The following is a 19,386-nucleotide window of genomic DNA, read 5'->3' as shown; positions in this document are numbered from 1 at the left end:
GAGGAGCAACACATGGGTTTTCTCGCCGGTAAGCGCGTACTGATCGTCGGTGTCGCCAGCAAGCTGTCCATCGCATCCGGCATCGCTGCCGCCATGCATCGCGAGGGCGCTGAGCTTGCCTTCACTTATCAGAACGAAAAACTGAAAGGTCGCGTGGAAGAGTTCGCACAGGGCTGGGGTTCGAGCCCTGAGCTGTGCTTCCCGTGCGACGTGGCCAGCGATGAAGAGATCGCCAAGGTCTTCGAAGAACTGAGCAAGAAGTGGGACGGCCTGGACTGCATCGTGCACTCCGTCGGCTTCGCCCCGGGCGACCAACTGGACGGCGACTTCACCGAAGTCACCACCCGTGAAGGCTACCGCATCGCCCACGACATCAGCGCCTACAGCTTCGTGGCCCTGGCCAAGGCCGGTCGCGAAATGATGAAGGGCCGCAACGGCAGCCTGCTGACCCTGTCCTACCTGGGCGCCGAGCGCACCATGCCGAACTACAACGTCATGGGCATGGCCAAAGCCTCGCTCGAAGCCGGCGTACGTTACCTGGCTGGCTCCCTGGGCCCGGAAGGCACTCGCGTCAACTGCGTATCGGCCGGCCCGATCCGCACCCTCGCCGCTTCCGGCATCAAGAGCTTCCGCAAGATGCTGGCTGCCAACGAAGCGCAAACCCCGCTGCGTCGCAACGTCACCATCGAAGAAGTCGGCAACGTCGGCGCCTTCCTGTGCTCGGACCTGGCGTCCGGCATCAGCGGTGAAATCACCTACGTGGACGGCGGCTTCAACACCACCGCCATGGGCAACATCGAAGAGTAATCTTCGCGCTGCCGATAAAAAGCCCGCCTGTTCAGGCGGGCTTTTTCATGCCTGCGATTCCAGGCAACGGGCAAACAATTGTTGAATCGGTTGGGAACGCTGGCTGTAACGCTGCAACACCACCATTTCCCGATAAAACGTCAGTTCTCCCAGTTCGATCGTCCTCACCTTCAGCGGATGCTCCAGCCATAGCCCGGCCTTGGGCAGCAACGAAACCCCGAGCCCGCACTCGACCATCTTCACGATCGCTTCCAGCTCATCCAGCTCCAGCGCTACGTGGACATCAATCCGCTGCTCGCGCAGAAACTGCGTCACCAGTCGCCCCCCGAAGGAGTTGCGGTCGTAGCGCACATGCGGATGCTCGACGAGCAGTTGCAGCGGATTGTCGCCCTCAACCTCCAGCGGCACGATCAGCACGAAGGGTTCGCGGCGAATCACCTGCGCCGACAGCTCCTTGGGCAATTCGAACGGTGGCTTGATCATGATCGCCAGATCGACTTCCCCGGCATCCACCTGGCTCAACAGGTTCAGCGAAACACCCGGCACCAGTTTCGGCTCCACGCCCGGCGCCTGTTGACGCAAGCGCAGCAAGGCCTGAGGCAACAGGCCGGTCTGTGCGGTCGCCACGGCGCCGATTCTCAGCTCGCCGCGAAATTCGCTCACATCTTCGCTGATCGCCATGCGACTGAAGGTGGCGAGCATTTCCTGCGCCATCGGCACCGCGCGCTGACCGGCCGGATTGAGAATCGCCTGTCGCCCGGTGCGATCGAACAGGCGCACGCCCAAGGCCTGCTCCAGATTGCGGATCTGCGCGCTGACCGCCGATTGCGTCAGGCCGATATGCAGGCCGGCGGCGGCAAACGTGCCATGTCGCGCCACCGCCAGAAAGGTTTTCAGTTCACGCAACATGGGCGCCTCGACTGATCGAAATAATTTGAGCTCGGCGCAAAAACTATCGTCTTTCAATCGAAAAGCACAGCGCTAGACTCAGTTCACCCCAACCGTTGTCAGAGACCGCGCCTATGTCACTCAGCCCTTTCCACTTGGCCATTCCGGTGTACGACCTCGCCGCCGCCCGGCATTTTTACCGTGAAGTGTTCGGTCTCGAAGAAGGTCGTTCCAGCGATCACTGGGTCGACTTCAATTTCTTTGGCCATCAACTGGTGATTCACCTGGCGCCGAAAAACGCCTCGCAGGAAGCGGCCCATACCAATGCCGTGGACGGGCATGACGTGCCGGTGCCGCATTTCGGTGTGGTGCTGGGGATGGAGCAATGGCATGCGCTGGCCGAGCGCCTGAAGTCACTGGGCACGCCGTTTGTGATCGAGCCGGGGATTCGGTTTCAGGGGCTGGTGGGCGAACAGGCGACGATGTTCCTGTTCGATCCGTGCGGCAATGCGCTGGAGTTCAAGGCGTTCAAGGATATCGGGCAGTTGTTTGCCAGATAATACGCGACGTCCGGACTGACGCCTTCGCGGGCAAGCCCGCTCCCACAGGGTTCGCGGTTTATAGTAAATATAAGCAACACCGAAGATCACTGTGGGAGCGAGCTTGCTCGCGATGAGGTCAGGACTAGCAACGCTTCAAAGCCTGCTTGTGCTCATACATCGCTGCATCCGCATCCGCCAGCAGCTTGTCCACCGTTTCATGCCGTCGCGGGTCGTATTCGATCTGACCGACACTGAAGCGAATCGCGTAACCCCGGTGCAACGTAGCATTGCGCTCTTCGAGGATTTCCTTGAGCCGAGCCATGATTCTGGTGGTTTCCACGTGACTTGAACCCGTCAGCAACGCCACGAACTCGTCGCCGCCCAGACGCCCGACTACATCGCTCTCGCGAAAGGCGATGCGCAGCACATCGGCGAAATTCTTCAGCGCGCTATCGCCCTCGGCATGCCCATAGAGGTCGTTGATCTGTTTGAAGTCATTGAGATCGAAAAACAGCAGCGTCGCCGGTTTTTCCAGGCGTGCGCAGGCATCCAGCGCGTGCTGGGCGAGCATCTTGAAGCCGCGACGGTTGGACAGTAGCGTCAGCTCGTCCATGCTCGCCATCTGCACGGCCATCAGCTCTTGCTCGGCCATGCCCGCCAGATCGCGCAACAAGGCGCGTTCTTCATCGTCAAGATCGCGGGGTTTGGTGTCGATCAAGCACAAGGTGCCCATCTTGTTGCCGTTGGGCACGGTCAGCGGATAACCGGCGTAGAACCGGATGTTTGGCTCCCCGGTAACCAACGGGTTGTCGTGGAAACGGTCGTCCTCTCGGGCGTCAGGCACCAGCATGAGCTCGTCCCTGAGAATCGCATGGCCACAGAATGAAACAGAGCGTGGCGTTTCAGTCGTGTCCAGGCCCACGCAGGACTTGAACCATTGCCGCTCCTTGTCCACCAGCGTGACCAGTGCGATCGGCACATTGAACAGACGCTTGGCCAGTCGCGTCAGTCGGTCAAAACGCTCTTCCGGTGCGGTGTCGAGCAGCTTCAGGTCCTGCAGCGCTTGAATGCGCACAGCTTCATTGGCGGGTTTGCCGGGTACCAGCATCACACACTCCTTTGACGTCGATGCAGTTGAGAGTAGCCCGAATCAGCGATCACTCAACCTCTCACCCGCCGACCACCGGACACGGCCCGCCCGCATCAGCCCACAGTTTGAACTGGTTCACGAAGATGTCGTGCGGCACCGGCACCGGCGCGCGCCCTGCCCCGGGATTCCAGCCCCAGAGCACCAGTTTGTCCTCGCTGACGTGCTTGATCAGTGCGGCGAAATCCCGGTCGCCGTTGCTGGCGCGGTCCTTGATCATCGCGCACAAACGGTCTGGCGGCAGACCGATCCAGGCCATTTTGTGGGCGGCTGGCGGCAGGCTCCAGTGCGGCGCACCCGGTGGCGCGTGGGGGCCGTAACTGGCCGGCGGATTGCTTTCGGCGTGGCAGGTGGCGCACGGCAGACCGGCGGCACCCTTGCCGTCCATCCCGCGCACCACGCTCATGGCGTGGGGGATGCCGGCGTCGAACTGCAACGGTGAATCGCCGGGAATGTGACAGTTCTGGCAACGCGGGCTCTGGAAAACTTTCTGCACCGTGCCGAAGGCTTTCAAGGCTTCCTGATCGTCGGCAAACAGGTCCGACGCATAACCGCCCAACCCGATCAGAATCACCGTGCCCAACAAGAGATGTCGTTTCATCTCACACCCCCGACAATTGCAGCGGCAGTTCCCGCAGGCGCTGCCCGGTCAGGGCGAACACCGCATTGGCCACCGCCGGTGCCGTGGGCGGCACACCGGCCTCGCCGATGCCGCCGGGTTTGTCGGTGCTCGGCACGATGTGCACCTCGACCACCGGCATTTCATTGAGCCGCAACACCTGATAGTCGTGATAGTTGGACTGCACGACATGGCCGTCCTTGAGGGTCAGTTTGCTGTGCAGCGCCATGCCCAGGCCGAAGGTGATGCACGACTCCATCTGCGCCGCGATGCTCTGCGGGTTGACCGCAATCCCGCAGTCCACCGCGCAGACCACGCGATGCACACGGATTGCCAGATTATCCTGGGACACCTCGGCCACCTGCGCCACGTAACTGCCGAACGACTCATGCACCGCCACGCCCAGCGCATGGCCGTCCGGAAGCGGGGCTTTCCAGTTGGCCTTCTCTACTGCCAGATTCAACACGCCGAGATGCCGGGCATGATCCTTGAGCAGCGTTCGTCGGTACTCCACCGGGTCCTTGCCCGCCGCCGTGGCCAGTTCATCGATCAGCGACTCCATGACAAACGCGGTGTGGCTATGGCCCACCGAGCGCAGCCAGAGCACGTTGATCCCGGTGGTCGGCGAGTGCAGATCGACCTGATGATGGGCCAGGCCCTTGATGTACGGACTGTCCGAAACGCCTTCGACCGAGGTCTGGTCGACGCCGTTCTTGACCATGGTTTGCTCGAGCATGGTGCCGGCCATGATCGACTGCCCGACCAGCACATGCTGCCAGGCCAACGGCATGCCGTCGGCGCCGAGGCCGATCTTCGCCTGATGCAGGAACATCGAGCGGTAGTAACCGCCGCGAATATCGTCTTCACGCGACCACACGGTTTTCACCGGCATCGCAGCAGCCTTGGCCACTTGCACCGCTTCGGCGACAAAGTCCGACGTCGGGTTGGCCCGGCGACCGAAACCGCCACCGAGAAATTCGGTATGGATCTCCACCTGCTCCGGCTTGAGCCCGGTGATTTTGCCGGCGACCATCTGATCCAGCGTCTGGAACTGGGTGCCGGTCCAGATCTCGCACTTGTCGGCGCTGATCTTCACCGTGCAGTTCAGCGGTTCCATCGGCGCATGGGCCAGATACGGCACGCTGTATTCGACGTCGATTTTCTTGGCTGCCTTGCCGAAGTTACCCTTGGCATCCCCGGCCTGCGCCGCCGAAGTGCCCGGTGTGGCCGCCAGTTTGCGGAAACTCGCCAACAGCTTTTCACTGCTCAGATCAGCGTTCGGCCCCAGGTCCCAATCGACCTTCAGCGCATCGCGCCCGAGTTTCGCCGCCCAGTAATGCTCGGCGACCACCGCCACACCGGTCGGCACCTGCACCACTTTGTGCATGCCGGGGATCGCCAGGGCCTCTGCGCCTTCGAAGGATTTCACTGTGGCGCCGAAGGCCGGCGCCCGCGCGACCATCGCCGTCATCAGGCCGTCGAACTGCACGTCCATGCCGAACTTGGCGCGGCCGGTGATTTTCTCCGGGGTGTCGAGACGTTTGGTGGGTTTGCCGATGACCTTCCAGTCCTTGGCTTCCTTGAAGGTGATCGACTTCGGATCCGGCACCGGCAGTTGCCCGGCGGCGTCCGCCAGTTCGCCGTAGGTCGCGCGGTTGTCGCCGGCAATCACCACGCCGGATTCGGTGCGGATCGTCGACGGTGCCACGTTGAAACGCTTGGCCGCCGCCTCGATCAGCATCTGCCGCGCCGTGGCACCGGCGAGCCGGTAGCGGTCGAACTCCATCCAGGTTGAAGTGGAGCCGCCGGTTATCTGCATCCCGCCAAAACCGGGCATGCCGTAATCGGCCGCCGAGGCCGGCGAGTGTTCGACGCGGATCTTCGACCAGTCAGCGTCCAGCTCTTCGGCGATCAACATGGTCAGGCCGGTCCAGATGCCCTGACCCATTTCCGAATGGCCGAGCAGCACGGTGACGCTGTTGTCCGCTGCAATCCGCAGGAACGCGTTCGGCGCAAACACCTTGCCTTCGTTCTCGGCCGCCATGGCAAAGCGGTTGCCGCCAGGTACCACGAACGCCACCACCAGACCACCGCCAAGCACGGCGCTGCCCTTGAGAAATCCGCGACGGGATACAGGACTGTTCATCGCTCACCTCCCCTCGCTCAGCCGATGTCCGCAGCGCGTTTGACCGCCGCGCGGATTCTTGGATACGTGCCGCAGCGGCAGATGTTGCCGGAGAGCGCCTGATCGATATCGCTGTCGGTGGGTTTGGGGATTTTCGCCAGCAACGCGGCGGCGGACATGATCTGCCCGGACTGGCAATAGCCGCACTGCACCACGTCCAGCTCGGCCCAGGCCTGCTGCACCGGGTGCGAACCGTCACTGGACAAACCTTCGATGGTGAGGATTTTCTGGCCATGGGCCACGGCGGTGGCCGGCGTGATACACGAGCGAAGCGGCGCGCCATCGACGTGCACGGTGCAGGCACCGCACTGGGCCATGCCGCAACCGAATTTGGTGCCGGTCAGGTGCGCGACATCGCGCAGAACCCAGAGCAACGGCATGTCCGCAGGGACATCGAGCTCCTGATCCTTGCCATTGATGTTCAAGGTCAGCATCGGGGACTTCCTCAGACTCACGGTGTTCTGAAGGGCGCTGCTACGGCTCTCGCTGGCCGTGCGCGCCTCGGCTTATCCCTTTCAGCTAAGCGCATTTTGACTCGACGACCAGTTGCCGCGACCACCGGTCATGGCCGTGCTGTCAGCGGCACCGGCAGGTTCAGCACGATCTGCGCGTCCTTGATCACGTCCAGACGCAGGATCCGCGAAGCCCCGAGGCCATCGAGCAACTGACTCAGCGGGCCGCCGTTGCGGTCCAGCTGTACATCGCGGGGAAACAGGCGTTGGGCAAAGGATAGTGTGTTGCTCTGCACCACGCTCTGATGCCACAGGCCATCGACCTGATGAATCATGGTGGCGGTGCTCATGCGCGATTGCGGCGTGACGTTTTTCAGGGTCGGCAGCGGCGCTTTCAGCACCAGATCCGGCAAGCCCTTGGGCCCGTCGATGCGGGCGCTGACGCTGGTGCCGATGTTCACGTTGATGTCGGCGCGCCACTTGGGCAATTGATAGCCGTGCACGCCGCGCACCCGGGCGATTTCGGTGTTCACCGGCAGCGCCAGCACATGGGCGGTGAAACTGCGTCGGCGCATGGCGTCCATCAGTTCCCGCGCGTGGGAGCCACGGGAGCCGGGGCGACGCACGACAATCGCCACGGAGACTTCGTCGTACGGATCGTTGTCGCAAACCGAATAGGAGAAAAACGTCAGCGCCACCAGGCCGTAGCCGGGAAACGCCCGCAGCGGTTCAAGCGGCGCAGGCAAGGTGGCGCGCAGTCGGTCCAGCGGCGCCAGGAACAGCAACTGCACGCTGCCGGAACGGTAATAGAAGTTCGGCGCCCAGGTCGGCCCGACTCTCGACGCGACCTGCTGCTTGGGAATGCGCCGGAAGAAGTCGATGTTGCCGGCTGCCTTGTCCCGGGCCACTTCGTCGAGGTTGGGGTTCATCCGGAATCGGTCGTAGTAGCCGCCCTCCAGCACTTCGACCTTGTGCGTTCCGAATTCCACCTCTGTAAAGCGCTTGTTCATGTTCGCTGACCTTCTCGCTGATTGACCCGGCGGATGGCCGGTGAGCAAGACTCTAAGGTTCAACCAAACTTTAAGGTCAAGCGCACAACGCCTATGACCCATCATTCACGCCAGCGATGACCGTTCGGAACTTGCTTGACCTTGAAGTGCACTTCAATCCTAGAGTTGATAACGCTTGTCATCACTCCCTTCGGGGTCACGTTCCACATTTTCCAGGAGTCGCAAACATGGGATATGTCACAACGAAAGACGGCGTCGAAATCTTCTACAAGGACTGGGGCCCGAAAGACGCTCCGGTGATCCACTTCCACCACGGCTGGCCGCTCAGCGCGGACGACTGGGATGCGCAGATGCTGTTCTTCCTCGCCCAGGGCTTCCGGGTCGTAGCCCATGATCGACGGGGTCACGGGCGTTCGAGCCAGGTCTGGGACGGCCACGACATGGATCATTACGCCGACGACGTGGCGGCGGTGGTCAATCATCTGGGGACGCAGAAAGCCGTGCATGTCGGTCACTCCACCGGGGGCGGCGAAGTGATTCATTACATCGCCCGGCAGGGCGAGGATCGGGTATCCAAAGCCGCGATCATCAGCGCCGTGCCACCGCTGATGGTGAAAACTGACAGCAGCCCCGGTGGTTTGCCCAAATCGGTGTTCGACGATCTTCAGGCGCAACTGGCGGCCAATCGTTCGCAGTTCTATCACGATGTGCCCGCCGGCCCGTTCTACGGCTACAACCGCCCCGGCGCCAAACCTTCGGAAGCGGTGGTTCTGAACTGGTGGCGCCAGGGCATGATGGGCGGCGCCAAGGCGCACTATGACGGGATCGTCGCGTTCTCGCAGACCGACTTCACCGCCGACCTGAAAAGCATCTCGATCCCGGTGCTGGTGATGCACGGCGATGACGACCAGATCGTGCCCTATGAAAACGCCGGTGTGTTGTCGGCAAAACTGCTGAAGAACAGCACGCTGAAGATTTATCCGGGCTTCCCTCACGGGATGCCGACCACCGAGGCGCCGACGATCAACGCGGATCTGCTGGCGTTCATTCGCGGCTGATCCTGTTGGCCGGGGTCAGGCGCCCTGCCTGACCCCGGCTACTCTTCGGTTCGCCTCGTTCCCTCGCGATCACGCACGTAATGTCTGGCCAATGGGAAGGCCGGCAGCCACGACTCGCGACGCAGCGTCCACAGCTCATAAGTCGGCTGGCATTGATCCGGTGCATCCAGCGCCCCGAGATTCACCTCCACTTCATCGCCACTGCGGCCGAACACCGACGAGCCACAGCGCGGGCAGAAATGTCGCCCGGCGTAGTCATGGGTTTCGCCGCTGATCGTCACCGCGTCCTCGGGAAAGATCGCCGACGCGGCAAACAGCGCGCCATGGTGTTTGCGGCAATCCAGACAGTGACAGACGCCAACCCTGTAGGGTCGCCCTGACGCCTCGATCCGCACTTCGCCGCACAGGCAACCGCCGGTCAATCGATCCATGGGACACCTCGTCTGAAAATGGAATATCCGGTGAGTGAAAATAGCAGCCCAAAGGGGGAACGCTTACAATCGTGGCCCATTAATACTACTCAGGCAGACCCGTTCTTTCATGGCGCTCGATCCTCTCACGATGCTCACCATTTCCACCGCCCTGGCCGCGGCGGCCGCCCTGTATCTGGCGGTCGAATGGCGCAGCATCCGCGAATCCTCCCTGCTGTTCTGGAGCGCCGGTTTCGCCACCATCACCGTCGGCTCGAGCCTGGCCCTGTTGCGCGCCAATGGTTATCCGCTGATCGGCATCTGGTTCGCCAACGGCTTGCTGGTGGTCGCGCACTGGCTGTTTCTGCTGGGGGTCGCGCGGTTTACCCAGCAGCAGTTGTCGCGGGCCTGGTACTTGATGTTCCTGCTCTGGCTGGCGCTGCTGCTGTTACCGGAAGATCCGTCGTGGTCGAAGATCATGCTGATGGCCAACTCGCTGCTGGTGGCCGTGTTGATGCTGCGGGCCAGCCTGTTGCTGCGCCCGCACGGCAAATCGTTGAGCGTCGGCGCGGTGCAATTGCGTTATGTGCTGCTGATCCACGGCGCGTTCTATTTCACCAAGGCGATCATTGCGGTGATTCCCGGCACGCTGATCGATCTGGCGTCGCTGCGCGGCGAAATCATTCAGATTTCCCTGGTCGAAGGCGCGATGGCGATCATGCTGATCGCGCTGTCGATGACCGGCACCGAGCGCTATCGCCGGGAAAAGCAGATTGCCGAACTGGCCGCCCGGGATCCGCTGACTGCGCTGTACAACCGCCGCGCCCTGGAAGTCCGTGCACCGCGCCTGCTCGACGAAGTCTCCAGCGCCCGCCCCGGCGCCCTGCTGCTGATCGACATCGACAACTTCAAACTGATCAACGACCTGTACGGCCACACCGCCGGCGACCGGTTGCTCATCGCCCTCAGCGAAATGGTTCGCGCGGCGCTGCCCAAAGGCGCGCTGGCAGCACGGCTGGGCGGTGACGAATTCGTGATGCTGCTGGGCGATGCGTCCCACGCCCAGATCATGGATCTGGGCAGTGCGCTGCGTGAGCAGTTTCAGCAGATGACTTCCCAGACCTACACCACCCCGCAAGCGGTCACCCTGAGCATCGGCGCCAAGGTGTTCGATCAGCCGCCGGCCAGCCTCGCAGCGTTGATCGAACAGGGTGACAGCGCGCTCTACGAATCCAAGCGCGGCGGTCGCAACCGGATTCAACTGGCCGACTACACCTGACCTATCCTTGCCTGCATCCCGTGATCCCGGAGTCCGTCATGTCCTCGCCTGAATCCACCCTTCTCCAGAGCTGGCACCACAACGCCCAAGCCTGGACCGAAGTCGTGCGCAGTGGCGCCATCGAAAGCCGTCGACAGGTGACTGATCAGGCCATTCTGCTGGCGGTGATGGGGCGTCAGCCGGAGCGTGTGCTCGATCTGGGATGCGGCGAAGGCTGGCTGCTGCGGGCGCTGGCCGAGCGAGGTTTCGAGGCGGTCGGCGTGGACGGCGATGCGACGCTGGTCGAGGCCGCGCGAGTGGCCGGTTCATCGCCCGTGCATGTCGCCAGCTACGAAGAACTGGTTGAGGCGAAGGTCGATATCGGCCGCGATTACGACCTGATCTGCGCCAATTTTTCCCTGCTGCATCAGGACATCATCCCGCTGCTGGCGGCGATGAATGCCCTGCTGGCGCCGGGCGGTGCGCTGGTGATCCAGACGCTGCATCCGTGGTCGGTGGCCGCCGGTGATTATCAGGATGGCTGGCGGGAAGAAACCTTCGACGGGTTTCAGGGCGAGTGGCAACCGATGCCGTGGTATTTCCGCACCCTGTCCAGCTGGCTGAATGCGCTGGACATGGCCGGTCTTCAGTTGACCGGCCTGCGCGAGCCGCAACATCCGCAAAGCCCGGTGCCGCAATCTTTGCTGATGATTGCCGAGCGTCGCGGGTAAAACACTAGAGCCTCGGTTTGAGCAGAATCCCGGTGTAATGCCGCAAAAACAGCGCGAACCCCGCGCACCAGAGCACCACCGACAGCCCCAGCCCCAGACTGGAAAACGGCACCAGCACCACCCGGCAACCCGCCGCTATCAGCACCAGCGCAAAGCCCAGCACTATGCCTTTCGAAGGCTGTAACAACCGGCCGGTATGCCCAAGGCTGACCCGCGCAATCATCGCCAGAATCAACCCACCCACCCCGCCGACTGCCAGTGCATGGGTCGCCAGGCTTTGCTGACCGACCACGCCCAGATGCCAGAGAGCCATGGCCAAGGTCGCCAATGCCATCCAGCCGTAAGCCAGGTACAGCGACCAGAGCAGCGGCACCCGCCACATCCCGCGATCATGCCAGCGGATCAGCCGAATCAACTGCAAACTGCCGGTCAGCACGAACAGCCCCGCCAGCCACCACCGTGGCGAATCATTGAGGCCTGCCGCGAAGGTGACAGCGGTCAGCAGGCTGCCGATCAACAGCAAACGCGTTGGCAGTGGATTGGCGACAGGCGCCGGTGGGCGGTTCAAACCACGCTGAATGAAGAACGGAATCACCCGCCCGCCGATCACGGTCATCAGCGCCGCAATCAGCCACAACGCGCCCAGCACGCCTTGGCGCTGCAAACCGGCGTCATCGTTGAACAGGCCAATCAAGGTCAGCGCCTGACAACCCGCCATCAACCCGAGTACCAACACAATCGGGTAGTTATCACGTTTGCGGGCGACGACCAGATCCCGTCCCAGCATCACTGCCAGTAGCGGCAGAAAACCCCATTGCAGCGCCAGAATCAGCCCGGTCGGCAGCGGCAACCACCATGCCAAACGCCCGAGCAGCCAGACCGACACCAGAGCAATCAACGCCCCGCCACGTACACCAGGAATTCCGGTCCAGTTGGGCACCGCCGTCAGCAGAAATCCGCCAACGATCGCCGCCGCGAAACCGAACGGCATCTCATGTCGATGCCAGGCAAGCATGCCGCCCGCCGGTTGCAAGTCGAACCAGTGACCGTAAAGCCACAGGCCCCAGATCAGGATCGCCAGCGAGGCGAATCCGGCCCCGGCCAGAAACAGCGGCCGAAAGCCCAGGCTGAACAGCGGTGCATCGGCGAGTCTGCGCATGTTCAAGCCGCCACGGCAGCGTGATGCCGGCCCAGCCGATATTGAGACAGGAGCCGCATCACATAGCCGATCTTGATCAGCGTCGGGCCGACGATGGTCATGGCGTGCATGGCCACCAGCAGCGCAATCGGCATGTGGCCCTGATACAGGTAAGCGCCGTAAATCCCGGCCAGCAACATGACCAGACCGGCGACGAGCATTTTGCTCGACAGGTGCAGAACGTTCAGCGGATTCTCGAAGAAAGTGAACATGTTTCGTACTCCTGAGCGGATCAGTTTGTACGTAAGGCAATTCAATTGGCGTGCCAGATTTTTAGTCCAGCGATATCAGTCAGTTGCGAAGATTAGAGTCAATTTGACACAAACATGTAAGAGTCTTTTTGACACCGAACAATGTCAATACGACTACATTCCGATTTCTCTGCAACCGACCACTCGATCCGTGACACCGTCAGCCGACCACAGACTGACTACGCTATTAATCCAGCGTGTCTAACCTGCCGAGGATGACTGCCATGCAACGCTTTCAAAAGCTGACGCCTTGCCTGTGGTTCGACGATCAGGCGGAAGCGGCGGCGAAGTTCTACTGCTCGATCTTCGATCACTCGAAAATCACCGCCCTCACCCACTACAGCAAGGTAGGCCAGGAGTTTCACGGCCGCCCGGAAGGCTCGGTGATGACCGTCAGTTTCGAACTCGACGGCCACACCTTTACCGGCCTTAATGGCGGGCCGGTGTTCAAATTCAATGAAGCGATCTCGTTTCAGGTCAACTGCCAGAATCAGGAAGAGGTCGACCATTTCTGGGGCAACCTGAGTTCGGGCGGGCCGGTGGAAGCGCAGCAATGTGGCTGGCTCAAGGACAAGTTCGGCGTGTCGTGGCAGATCGTGCCGGTGGCGTTCATGCACATGATGACCGACCCCGACCAGACCAAAGCCCAACGGGCGATGCAGGCGATGTTCAGGATGAAAAAGCTCGACATCGCCGAACTCGAGCGAGCCTTCGCCGGCCAGAGCTAATACACTCGGGCACTGGCCTGCCGAGAACCACAACGATGAAACACGCTGCCGCCAAAAACCCCGAACAAGCCCCACGCTTCTGGCGCGACGACGCCCTGCCCTTCATCGAGGCCCGGGCCATCGTCGACGGGCGTGAGGTCTGCTATTCACGGCACTCCCACGCGCATTTCTCCATCGGCGCGATCACCGCCGGACGCAGCACTTATGTGCATGAGCAGTCTTCGTTCGAAGTCGCGGCCGGCACCGTGGTGCTGATGAACCCGGGGGATGTCCATGCGTGCAACCCCATCGATGATCAGCCGTGGTCGTATCTGATGCTGTATGTGGAAACGCCGTGGCTGATCGATCTGCAGCATCAGTTAGGCTTCAGTGCGGAGCTTGAGTTTCGGCGGTTTTCCGATACTCATTTGAATGACGCCCACCTGTTTCGCGATTTGAATGCGTTGTACGCGGTATTGATCGACGATCAGCAGGACGTGCTGCGCAAACAGAGCGCGGCGGTGGAGTTCTTCAGCGACCTGCAACTGCGCCTGAATCCCATCGAACAACCCTTGCGCGAGCCGAATTTCAAACTCGAACGCGCCGCCGACTTCATCCGCCAGCACTGCACCGAGTTGCTCAGCCTTGATGACATCTGCGCTGCGGCCGAGCTGTCACCGTCGTACCTGATCCGCGCCTTCAAACAACACTTCGGCATGACGCCCCACGCGTTTTTGGTCAACCAGCGCATTCAGTTTGCCCGTGAATGTTTGCGGCGCGGGCAGTTGATTGCGGATGTGGCGCTGGAGGCCGGGTTTGCTGACCAGGCGCATTTTCAACGGGCGTTCAAGCAGCATCTGGCGGCGACGCCGGGGCAGTATCGGGGTTAAACGAAAAAACGGTCCGCGTTGGATCGTTCCCACGCTCTGCGTGGGAATGCAGCCCGGGACGCTCCGCGTCCCTTCCAGAGCTGGAACGCGGAGCGTCCCTTGAGGCATTCCCACGCGGACGGTTCGACGTGGGCGATCAGCTTACAGAGGCGCCTCGGCCTTCAACTCCAGGTTATCCAGCACCCGATTCACCGCCAGCTCCCCCAGCATGATCAGTTGCGCAATCCCCAACAGCACATGCCGATGCGAGCCGTCCACCAACCCGGCGAAGTCGGTGGCCATGGTTTTGGCCGAGGTCAGGGTTTCGCAGGCGTCGGCCAGCAGTTCTTCGCTGTCGATACCGGGGGCGATGAGGTAACGGGCGTTGGGTTTGAGCAGCGGTTTTCTGGGAAGCAGCGGACTGAGGTAGTGATCGAGGGCGCGGTCGGCGGCTTCGTGGAATTTCTTGGAGTCGAGGGTTTCGTAAGGCGAGGTCGGGTCGGATTCGGGTGGGTTTGGCGTTGGTTTGATCATGGTGAAGCTCCTTGATGGACGGAGCTGCAACCGTTCGCGGTCAATCGAAACAGGTGGCAGCTGTACGCGGGTTGACCGACCGGGAATCAAGGAACCCGGCATACCCGAAGGTATCCCGCGCACAACCGCCATTACACGAACAACCCTGAGAGCTGAACAAAACGGCACGCTGGCACCTTGATTGAGTCGGACGGTCAAGTCCGGTCGCTGATTCGTCAGCGACCGACACACGATAGAACCCGGCCCCAAGGCCCACAAGCCGGCGGATTCTGGCGGATGCGTAGGCAATGGCGCAAGGTGTTGTGGCTTGCCGGACGCATCCTTAAACACCTTTAAACCCAAGGCCCTCCACGCTTACGGCAACAACAAATACCCCGCACTCACCGCCAGCAACAACGCCATCGCCCTATTGAACAAGCGCATCCCTGCCGGGTTGCCGAGATAGCCGCGCAGGAACGTCCCGGCATACACCCAACACCCGACCGACAGATAACAGATCACCAGATACACCGCCGCAAACTGCCACACCAGCCGCGCCTCACCATCGGCGACAAACGCGCCCATTCCCGCCACGCAGGCCAGCCAGGCCTTGGGATTGAGCCATTGCATCACCGCGCCATAGAGCATCGACGGCGCCCTGCCCGATTCTCCCGTATTCAACCGCCCGTCATCGGTAGCCAGTTTCCATGCCATGAACAGCAGAAACGCCACCCCGGCCAGTTGCACCACACGGGTCAGCGACGGCCAAAGTTTCAACACTTCGTGAAGCCCCAGCCCCATCAACACCAACAAAAGCACAAACCCCAGCGTCGCCCCGGCCACATGTCGCTGGCTGGCGCGAAAGCCAAACTGCGCTCCCGAACTCAACGCCACGATATTCACCGGCCCCGGGGTAATGGACGCGGCCAGGGCAAACGCCGCCATCGACACAATCAGACTCATCGCACACCTGCTTCAAATCGAGGAACAAGGCGCTCACGGTAGCCAGCACGCAGCGGACGGTATTGAAGGAAATTACCCCCGCACGCGCAGACACACTACGCTCTGGTCATGCGATCACTTTTGACCAGGAAGTCTGCCCTCGATGATTCTGATTCTGCTGCCCAGCGCCGATTACGATCCGACCGAAAGCAGCGTGCCCTGGCAGGCATTGCGCAAGGCGGGGATCGAAGTACGTTTTGCCACGCCCCAAGGCTTGCCCGCCCATGCCGATCCACGATTGGTGGATATCGGCTTCGGCCTTTTGAGTTCGATGCTGATGACGCGCAAGGCCGACCTGGCCAGTTACACACAGATGATCGAATCCGATGCGTTCAAGCAGCCGCTGGCGTATGCCGATGTCGACATGAAGCAGTTTGACGGTCTGTTGATTCCCGGCGGTCATGCGAAGGGGATGCGCACGTTGTTGGAGTCCACTCAGGCCCAGCAGATCGCCCTGCAATTTTTCAAGGCCGAAAAACCCGTGGCAGCGGTGTGTCATGGCGTGCTGTTGCTGGCCCGGACACTTGATCCCGATACCGGGCGTTCGGTGTTGTTCGGGCGCAAGGTTACGGCGTTGCTCGCGGCAACCATGGAGATGCCGGCGTGGCTGATGACGGCTGCCTGGCTGGGGCGCTACTACCGCACCTACAAGCAGACCGTCGAAGCGGAAGTGAAGACCGCGCTGGCCAGCAAAGCCGACTTCATACGCGGGCCGCTGATCGCCAAACGCGATTGTGCGAATAAACTTCAAACGGGATTTGTGGTGCGCGACGGCCAACTGCTGACGGCGCGATGGCCCGGCGATTGCCATCGATTCGCCGCCGAATGGGTGGCCCTGCTGCAGGCCACCCATCGCGATCCGCGACTCAGTCCAGACGCGGCACCGTAAAGCGAAACTCGCTGCCCTGCCCCGGCTCACTCTCGGCAACGATCCGCCCCCCATGGGCCTCGACGATGCCTTGCGTGATGTACAGACCCAGCCCGGTGCCGGTCGGATTGCCTTCCTTCACCGTCCAGTAGCGGTCGAACACGTGCGGCAAGTGATCCTTGGGAATGCCTTCGCCGCTGTCGCGTACCGTGAAGACGATGTCGTCGCCGACCGATTTGGCAAACACATCGACCGTGCCCAGGCGCGGAGTGAATTTGATCGCGTTGCCGACCAGATTCGACAGCACCTGGAACAGTCGCTCGGGGTCGGCATGGATACTCAGATCCGGATCAGCCTCGAAAGAAATGCTGATGTCCTTGTCCAGCGCCAACGGCGCGAGCAGCGATTGCGCCTCTTCGAACATCTGCGCGACATCGAGTTTCTGCGGCGCGATGGTGTAGCGACCAGCGTCGATTTTCGAGGTATCGAGCAAGTCTTCCAGCAGCGTGTTCATGCGCCCGGCGGCTTGTTGCATGGTGTCGATGGCAGTGGAGATGCGCCGCGAAGTGTGCGGCCCATCTGAGCTGAAGGCCTTCTGCATCATGCCGCAGAGCATCGAGATCACGGTCATCGGGTTGCGCAGGTCGTGGGAAACCACCGCCACCAACTCATCACGGGCGCGCACTGCTTCCTGCTCGCGGCACACCTGCCGGGCCAGATCATTTTCCAGCGCCGAGCGACGCAGGTCGTTGGCGGCAAACAGATCGCCGTGGCTCCACTTGGTGGAAATCCCGGCCATCTCGACCTTCCAGATTTCGAACGAAGTACGCGGCCGCAGACGCAGGCCGGCGTCGGAGTTTTCCAAATCCAGAGGTTTGCGCGGATCGCCACTCCAGTTGATGTTCTCTTTGACTTCGGGGCGGAACCACAGCACGCCGTTGTCCACCGGTTTTGGCAGGCTCATGGCGAGCACACCGCTGGCGACCTGCTGATACTGCGCGGCCGGCGGATAGACGCTGGCCAGATGATGACTGGCAAACACCGGCTCGCCGCGCTCCTGCAACCACTTGTGCAGAGCACGAATTTCTTCCGGCTCCGGGCAATTGCCGTAACGGTGCAATTGCTTGTCTTCGATGATCGCGATGCCGCCGGCATTGGCCAGCGCCATCAGGACCTGAGGCTGGTTGGCCAGGCCATCGAAGACGTTCTGTGGCGAGTCGATCATCGCCTGATTGAGCAACGCCAGCGCCTCGACCTTTTCTTCACGCTGACGGCTGACTTCCAGCGCTTCCATCGCGCTGATCTGCAACGACAGTACCTGGCCGATGGTCTGGCATGCGGTGCGCAATTCGTGCGGCACATGCAGCGGCTGGCGGTTGCCGCAACTGATCAGGCCCCAGAGCTTGTCGCCCTTGAGCAGGGAAATGCTCATCGACGACAGCACGCCCATGTTCTTCATGTACTGGCAGTGAATCGGCGACACGCTGCGCAGCGTGGCGAAACTCAGGTCCAGCGGGGTCTGAGTGTCCGGGCGCAGCTTGGGCACCAGCGGCACCGGTTGGTAATCGGCGTTCGGGATGATCCGCAACCAGTTGGTGCGGTACAGCTCGCGAGCCTGCTCGGGGATGTCGGAGGCCGGGAAAAACAGACCGTTGAAGACTTCCATCGACGGATCGGACGCTTCGGCGATGACCTGACCGTGGCCCTCCTCCTCGAAGCGATAGATCAGCACCCGGTCGTAACCGGTCATGGCCTGGATTTCCTTGACGCTGATGTCGTACAGCGCCTGCAGGCTCTGGGCCTTTTGCAGGCGCGCGAGCATCCGCCCCAGGTGGGCGTCAGTGCCGGCGACATTGCGTGGCTGGAAGTTTTCGACGTGGATTTCCAGCTCCAGAATCAGCACATCCTGATGCCGGTGCAGCAAGCCTTCGAACGCAGTGCCGTTGAGGCGAAAGTGCAGCGGCGGCGCATCGGACAAGGCTGGTTGCTGCAAGGCCTCGCGAACCTGCGCGGCATGGGCATCGCCGATCAGGCTTTGCAGGGGCTGGCCGATCAGCTCTTGCGCCGGGCGTGCGAGCAGGGTCTCGACGTTGGCGCTGATCTGAATGATCGAAAGGTCCGGCTCGCTCAGGGTCAGCAGCAAACCGTGCGGCTGGATTGCGCCGGGAAAGCGGATCGGCTCGTCGGCACAGTTGGCCAGCAACTCTTCAAAGGCTTCTTTGTCTTGCGGGTTCATACCAGAACCTCCTGGCTTTCGAGCCACTGCTCGAAACAGCTGAATGTAGTGTGGGCGGCCGCCACGACGGCTTCACGCTCGTCGGCGTCCATCGGGCGACTGCCCAGGTATTCGATGAAATCGCGCCAGCGCCGGCCCGTGGCAGCGCCGTAGATGTCCAGAAACGCCGCGCCGTTGTCCGCGCCGAGATTCAACCGCGTGGCGATCTCCCGGCGCAGGATCTGTCCGCCAAGGGTTGCGCCTTCCAGCACGTACAGCACGCCAAGGCAGGCGGCGGCGGAGTCGATGGCGGGCAACTGGCGGCAGAGCGAAAACTCTCCGCCGCTTGCGCCCAGCGCCTGCAGATCGCGTTGCAGGGTCGGGGTCTTGAGGCGCGAAACCAGATCGAAATCGGCGGGGATCTCGCCGCTGTCCTGCAATGCGCTTTCCAGTGGCTGATAGAAGCCGTAATAGGCGCGCATCAATCGCTCGAAAGCCTGCAGATCAAGGGTATCGGAGAAGAAAGGAAGGCGTTTTTCCAGAGCAATGTGCAGTTCGGCCGTGCCGGCGCGCAGATCCTGCAACACCGGTGGTACATGAACCTCGCGGGCCTTTGCTTGCATGTAGTCGCTCGTACAGTGGGCCGCCTGGGGCCA

21 protein-coding genes are annotated in these 19,386 nt (G+C 61.8%); 8 read left to right on the top strand and 13 right to left on the bottom strand.

Annotated elements, in window-relative coordinates; translation table 11 throughout:
* Positions 1-12: 12 nt before the first annotated feature.
* Positions 13-807 carry an enoyl-ACP reductase FabI gene (gene fabI, locus CAF63_RS16515; protein WP_085686476.1) on the top strand — a complete coding sequence of 265 codons (795 nt, stop codon included), beginning with the start codon at positions 13-15 and terminating at the stop codon, positions 805-807.
* Between the two features lie 45 nt (positions 808-852).
* Here the strand turns inward: fabI and CAF63_RS16510 are convergent, their stop codons facing one another.
* Complete coding sequence (locus CAF63_RS16510) at positions 853-1,716, bottom strand: LysR family transcriptional regulator (RefSeq protein ID WP_085686475.1); 864 nt, start codon at positions 1,714-1,716, stop codon at positions 853-855.
* A 113-nt stretch (positions 1,717-1,829) separates the two neighbouring features.
* On the opposite strand from CAF63_RS16510, the gene CAF63_RS16505 reads away from it, so the two are divergent.
* Entirely contained in the window at positions 1,830-2,255 is a 426-nt protein-coding gene (locus CAF63_RS16505) for a VOC family protein (protein WP_085686474.1), read from the top strand.
* Positions 2,256-2,379: 124 nt separating this feature from the next.
* Here CAF63_RS16505 and CAF63_RS16500 read toward each other — a convergent pair whose 3' ends face one another.
* From CAF63_RS16500 to CAF63_RS16480, 5 genes are all read right to left on the bottom strand, one after another.
* A complete protein-coding gene (locus tag CAF63_RS16500; protein ID WP_085686473.1) occupies positions 2,380-3,345 on the bottom strand; it encodes a sensor domain-containing diguanylate cyclase in 966 nt (321 codons plus the stop codon).
* A gap of 61 nt (positions 3,346-3,406) precedes the next feature.
* Positions 3,407-3,985: a hypothetical protein gene (locus tag CAF63_RS16495; protein ID WP_085686472.1), complete on the bottom strand. Its 579-nt coding sequence runs from the start codon at positions 3,983-3,985 to the stop codon at positions 3,407-3,409.
* 1 nt (position 3,986) lies between these two features.
* Positions 3,987-6,149, bottom strand: coding sequence for a xanthine dehydrogenase family protein molybdopterin-binding subunit (locus CAF63_RS16490; protein WP_085686471.1), 2,163 nt, complete (start codon positions 6,147-6,149; stop codon positions 3,987-3,989).
* 17 nt (positions 6,150-6,166) lie between these two features.
* Positions 6,167-6,622, bottom strand: coding sequence for a (2Fe-2S)-binding protein (locus CAF63_RS16485; protein WP_007956954.1), 456 nt, complete (start codon positions 6,620-6,622; stop codon positions 6,167-6,169).
* A 128-nt stretch (positions 6,623-6,750) separates the two neighbouring features.
* A complete protein-coding gene (locus CAF63_RS16480; RefSeq protein ID WP_085686470.1) occupies positions 6,751-7,650 on the bottom strand; it encodes an acetoacetate decarboxylase in 900 nt (299 codons plus the stop codon).
* A 227-nt stretch (positions 7,651-7,877) separates the two neighbouring features.
* Between CAF63_RS16480 and CAF63_RS16475 the strand changes: the two genes are divergently transcribed.
* Positions 7,878-8,708 carry an alpha/beta fold hydrolase gene (locus tag CAF63_RS16475; RefSeq protein WP_085686469.1) on the top strand — a complete coding sequence of 277 codons (831 nt, stop codon included), beginning with the start codon at positions 7,878-7,880 and terminating at the stop codon, positions 8,706-8,708.
* Between the two features lie 38 nt (positions 8,709-8,746).
* Here CAF63_RS16475 and CAF63_RS16470 read toward each other — a convergent pair whose 3' ends face one another.
* A complete protein-coding gene (locus CAF63_RS16470) occupies positions 8,747-9,139 on the bottom strand; it encodes a GFA family protein (protein WP_085686468.1) in 393 nt (130 codons plus the stop codon).
* 109 nt (positions 9,140-9,248) lie between these two features.
* Here CAF63_RS16470 and CAF63_RS16465 point away from each other — a divergent pair, with 109 nt between their 5' ends.
* Both CAF63_RS16465 and CAF63_RS16460 read left to right on the top strand, forming a co-directional pair.
* On the top strand, positions 9,249-10,397 hold the full coding sequence (locus CAF63_RS16465) for a GGDEF domain-containing protein (protein WP_085686467.1): 1,149 nt from the start codon (positions 9,249-9,251) through the stop codon (positions 10,395-10,397).
* Between the two features lie 38 nt (positions 10,398-10,435).
* On the top strand, positions 10,436-11,107 hold the full coding sequence (locus CAF63_RS16460; RefSeq protein WP_085686466.1) for a bifunctional 2-polyprenyl-6-hydroxyphenol methylase/3-demethylubiquinol 3-O-methyltransferase UbiG: 672 nt from the start codon (positions 10,436-10,438) through the stop codon (positions 11,105-11,107).
* A gap of 4 nt (positions 11,108-11,111) precedes the next feature.
* On the opposite strand, the gene CAF63_RS16455 is transcribed toward CAF63_RS16460, so the two are convergent.
* Positions 11,112-12,266, bottom strand: coding sequence for an NnrS family protein (locus CAF63_RS16455; protein ID WP_085686465.1), 1,155 nt, complete (start codon positions 12,264-12,266; stop codon positions 11,112-11,114).
* A gap of 2 nt (positions 12,267-12,268) precedes the next feature.
* Positions 12,269-12,517: a transmembrane sensor/regulator PpyR gene (locus CAF63_RS16450; protein WP_085686464.1), complete on the bottom strand. Its 249-nt coding sequence runs from the start codon at positions 12,515-12,517 to the stop codon at positions 12,269-12,271.
* 263 nt (positions 12,518-12,780) lie between these two features.
* Between CAF63_RS16450 and CAF63_RS16445 the strand changes: the two genes are divergently transcribed.
* Together CAF63_RS16445 and CAF63_RS16440 are read left to right on the top strand one after the other, a co-directional pair.
* A complete protein-coding gene (locus CAF63_RS16445) occupies positions 12,781-13,284 on the top strand; it encodes a VOC family protein (RefSeq protein WP_085686463.1) in 504 nt (167 codons plus the stop codon).
* A gap of 35 nt (positions 13,285-13,319) precedes the next feature.
* Positions 13,320-14,153, top strand: coding sequence for an AraC family transcriptional regulator (locus CAF63_RS16440; protein WP_085686462.1), 834 nt, complete (start codon positions 13,320-13,322; stop codon positions 14,151-14,153).
* A 141-nt stretch (positions 14,154-14,294) separates the two neighbouring features.
* On the opposite strand, the gene CAF63_RS16435 is transcribed toward CAF63_RS16440, so the two are convergent.
* Together CAF63_RS16435 and CAF63_RS16430 are read right to left on the bottom strand one after the other, a co-directional pair.
* On the bottom strand, positions 14,295-14,666 hold the full coding sequence (locus CAF63_RS16435; RefSeq protein WP_085686461.1) for a DUF6124 family protein: 372 nt from the start codon (positions 14,664-14,666) through the stop codon (positions 14,295-14,297).
* 354 nt (positions 14,667-15,020) lie between these two features.
* Positions 15,021-15,608, bottom strand: a complete 588-nt coding sequence (locus CAF63_RS16430) for a LysE family translocator (RefSeq protein WP_085686460.1) — start codon at positions 15,606-15,608, stop codon at positions 15,021-15,023.
* A 142-nt stretch (positions 15,609-15,750) separates the two neighbouring features.
* On the opposite strand from CAF63_RS16430, the gene CAF63_RS16425 reads away from it, so the two are divergent.
* Positions 15,751-16,536: a type 1 glutamine amidotransferase domain-containing protein gene (locus CAF63_RS16425; protein ID WP_085686459.1), complete on the top strand. Its 786-nt coding sequence runs from the start codon at positions 15,751-15,753 to the stop codon at positions 16,534-16,536.
* Here the strand turns inward: CAF63_RS16425 and CAF63_RS16420 are convergent.
* Both CAF63_RS16420 and CAF63_RS16415 read right to left on the bottom strand, forming a co-directional pair.
* Positions 16,514-18,751, bottom strand: coding sequence for an ATP-binding protein (locus tag CAF63_RS16420; protein WP_085686458.1), 2,238 nt, complete (start codon positions 18,749-18,751; stop codon positions 16,514-16,516). The two genes, CAF63_RS16425 and CAF63_RS16420, sit on opposite strands and share 23 nt — an antisense overlap.
* Positions 18,748-19,353 carry a biliverdin-producing heme oxygenase gene (locus CAF63_RS16415; protein ID WP_085613048.1) on the bottom strand — a complete coding sequence of 202 codons (606 nt, stop codon included), beginning with the start codon at positions 19,351-19,353 and terminating at the stop codon, positions 18,748-18,750. Before CAF63_RS16415 ends, CAF63_RS16420 begins: the two co-directional genes overlap by 4 nt.
* Between the last annotated feature and the right edge of the window lie 33 nt (positions 19,354-19,386).

Source organism: Pseudomonas sp. B20(2017), assembly GCF_002113125.1.
Classification (GTDB): domain Bacteria; phylum Pseudomonadota; class Gammaproteobacteria; order Pseudomonadales; family Pseudomonadaceae; genus Aquipseudomonas.
The sequence above is the reverse complement of the archived record's forward strand: the minus strand, read 5'-3'. Positions and strand labels throughout refer to the sequence as shown.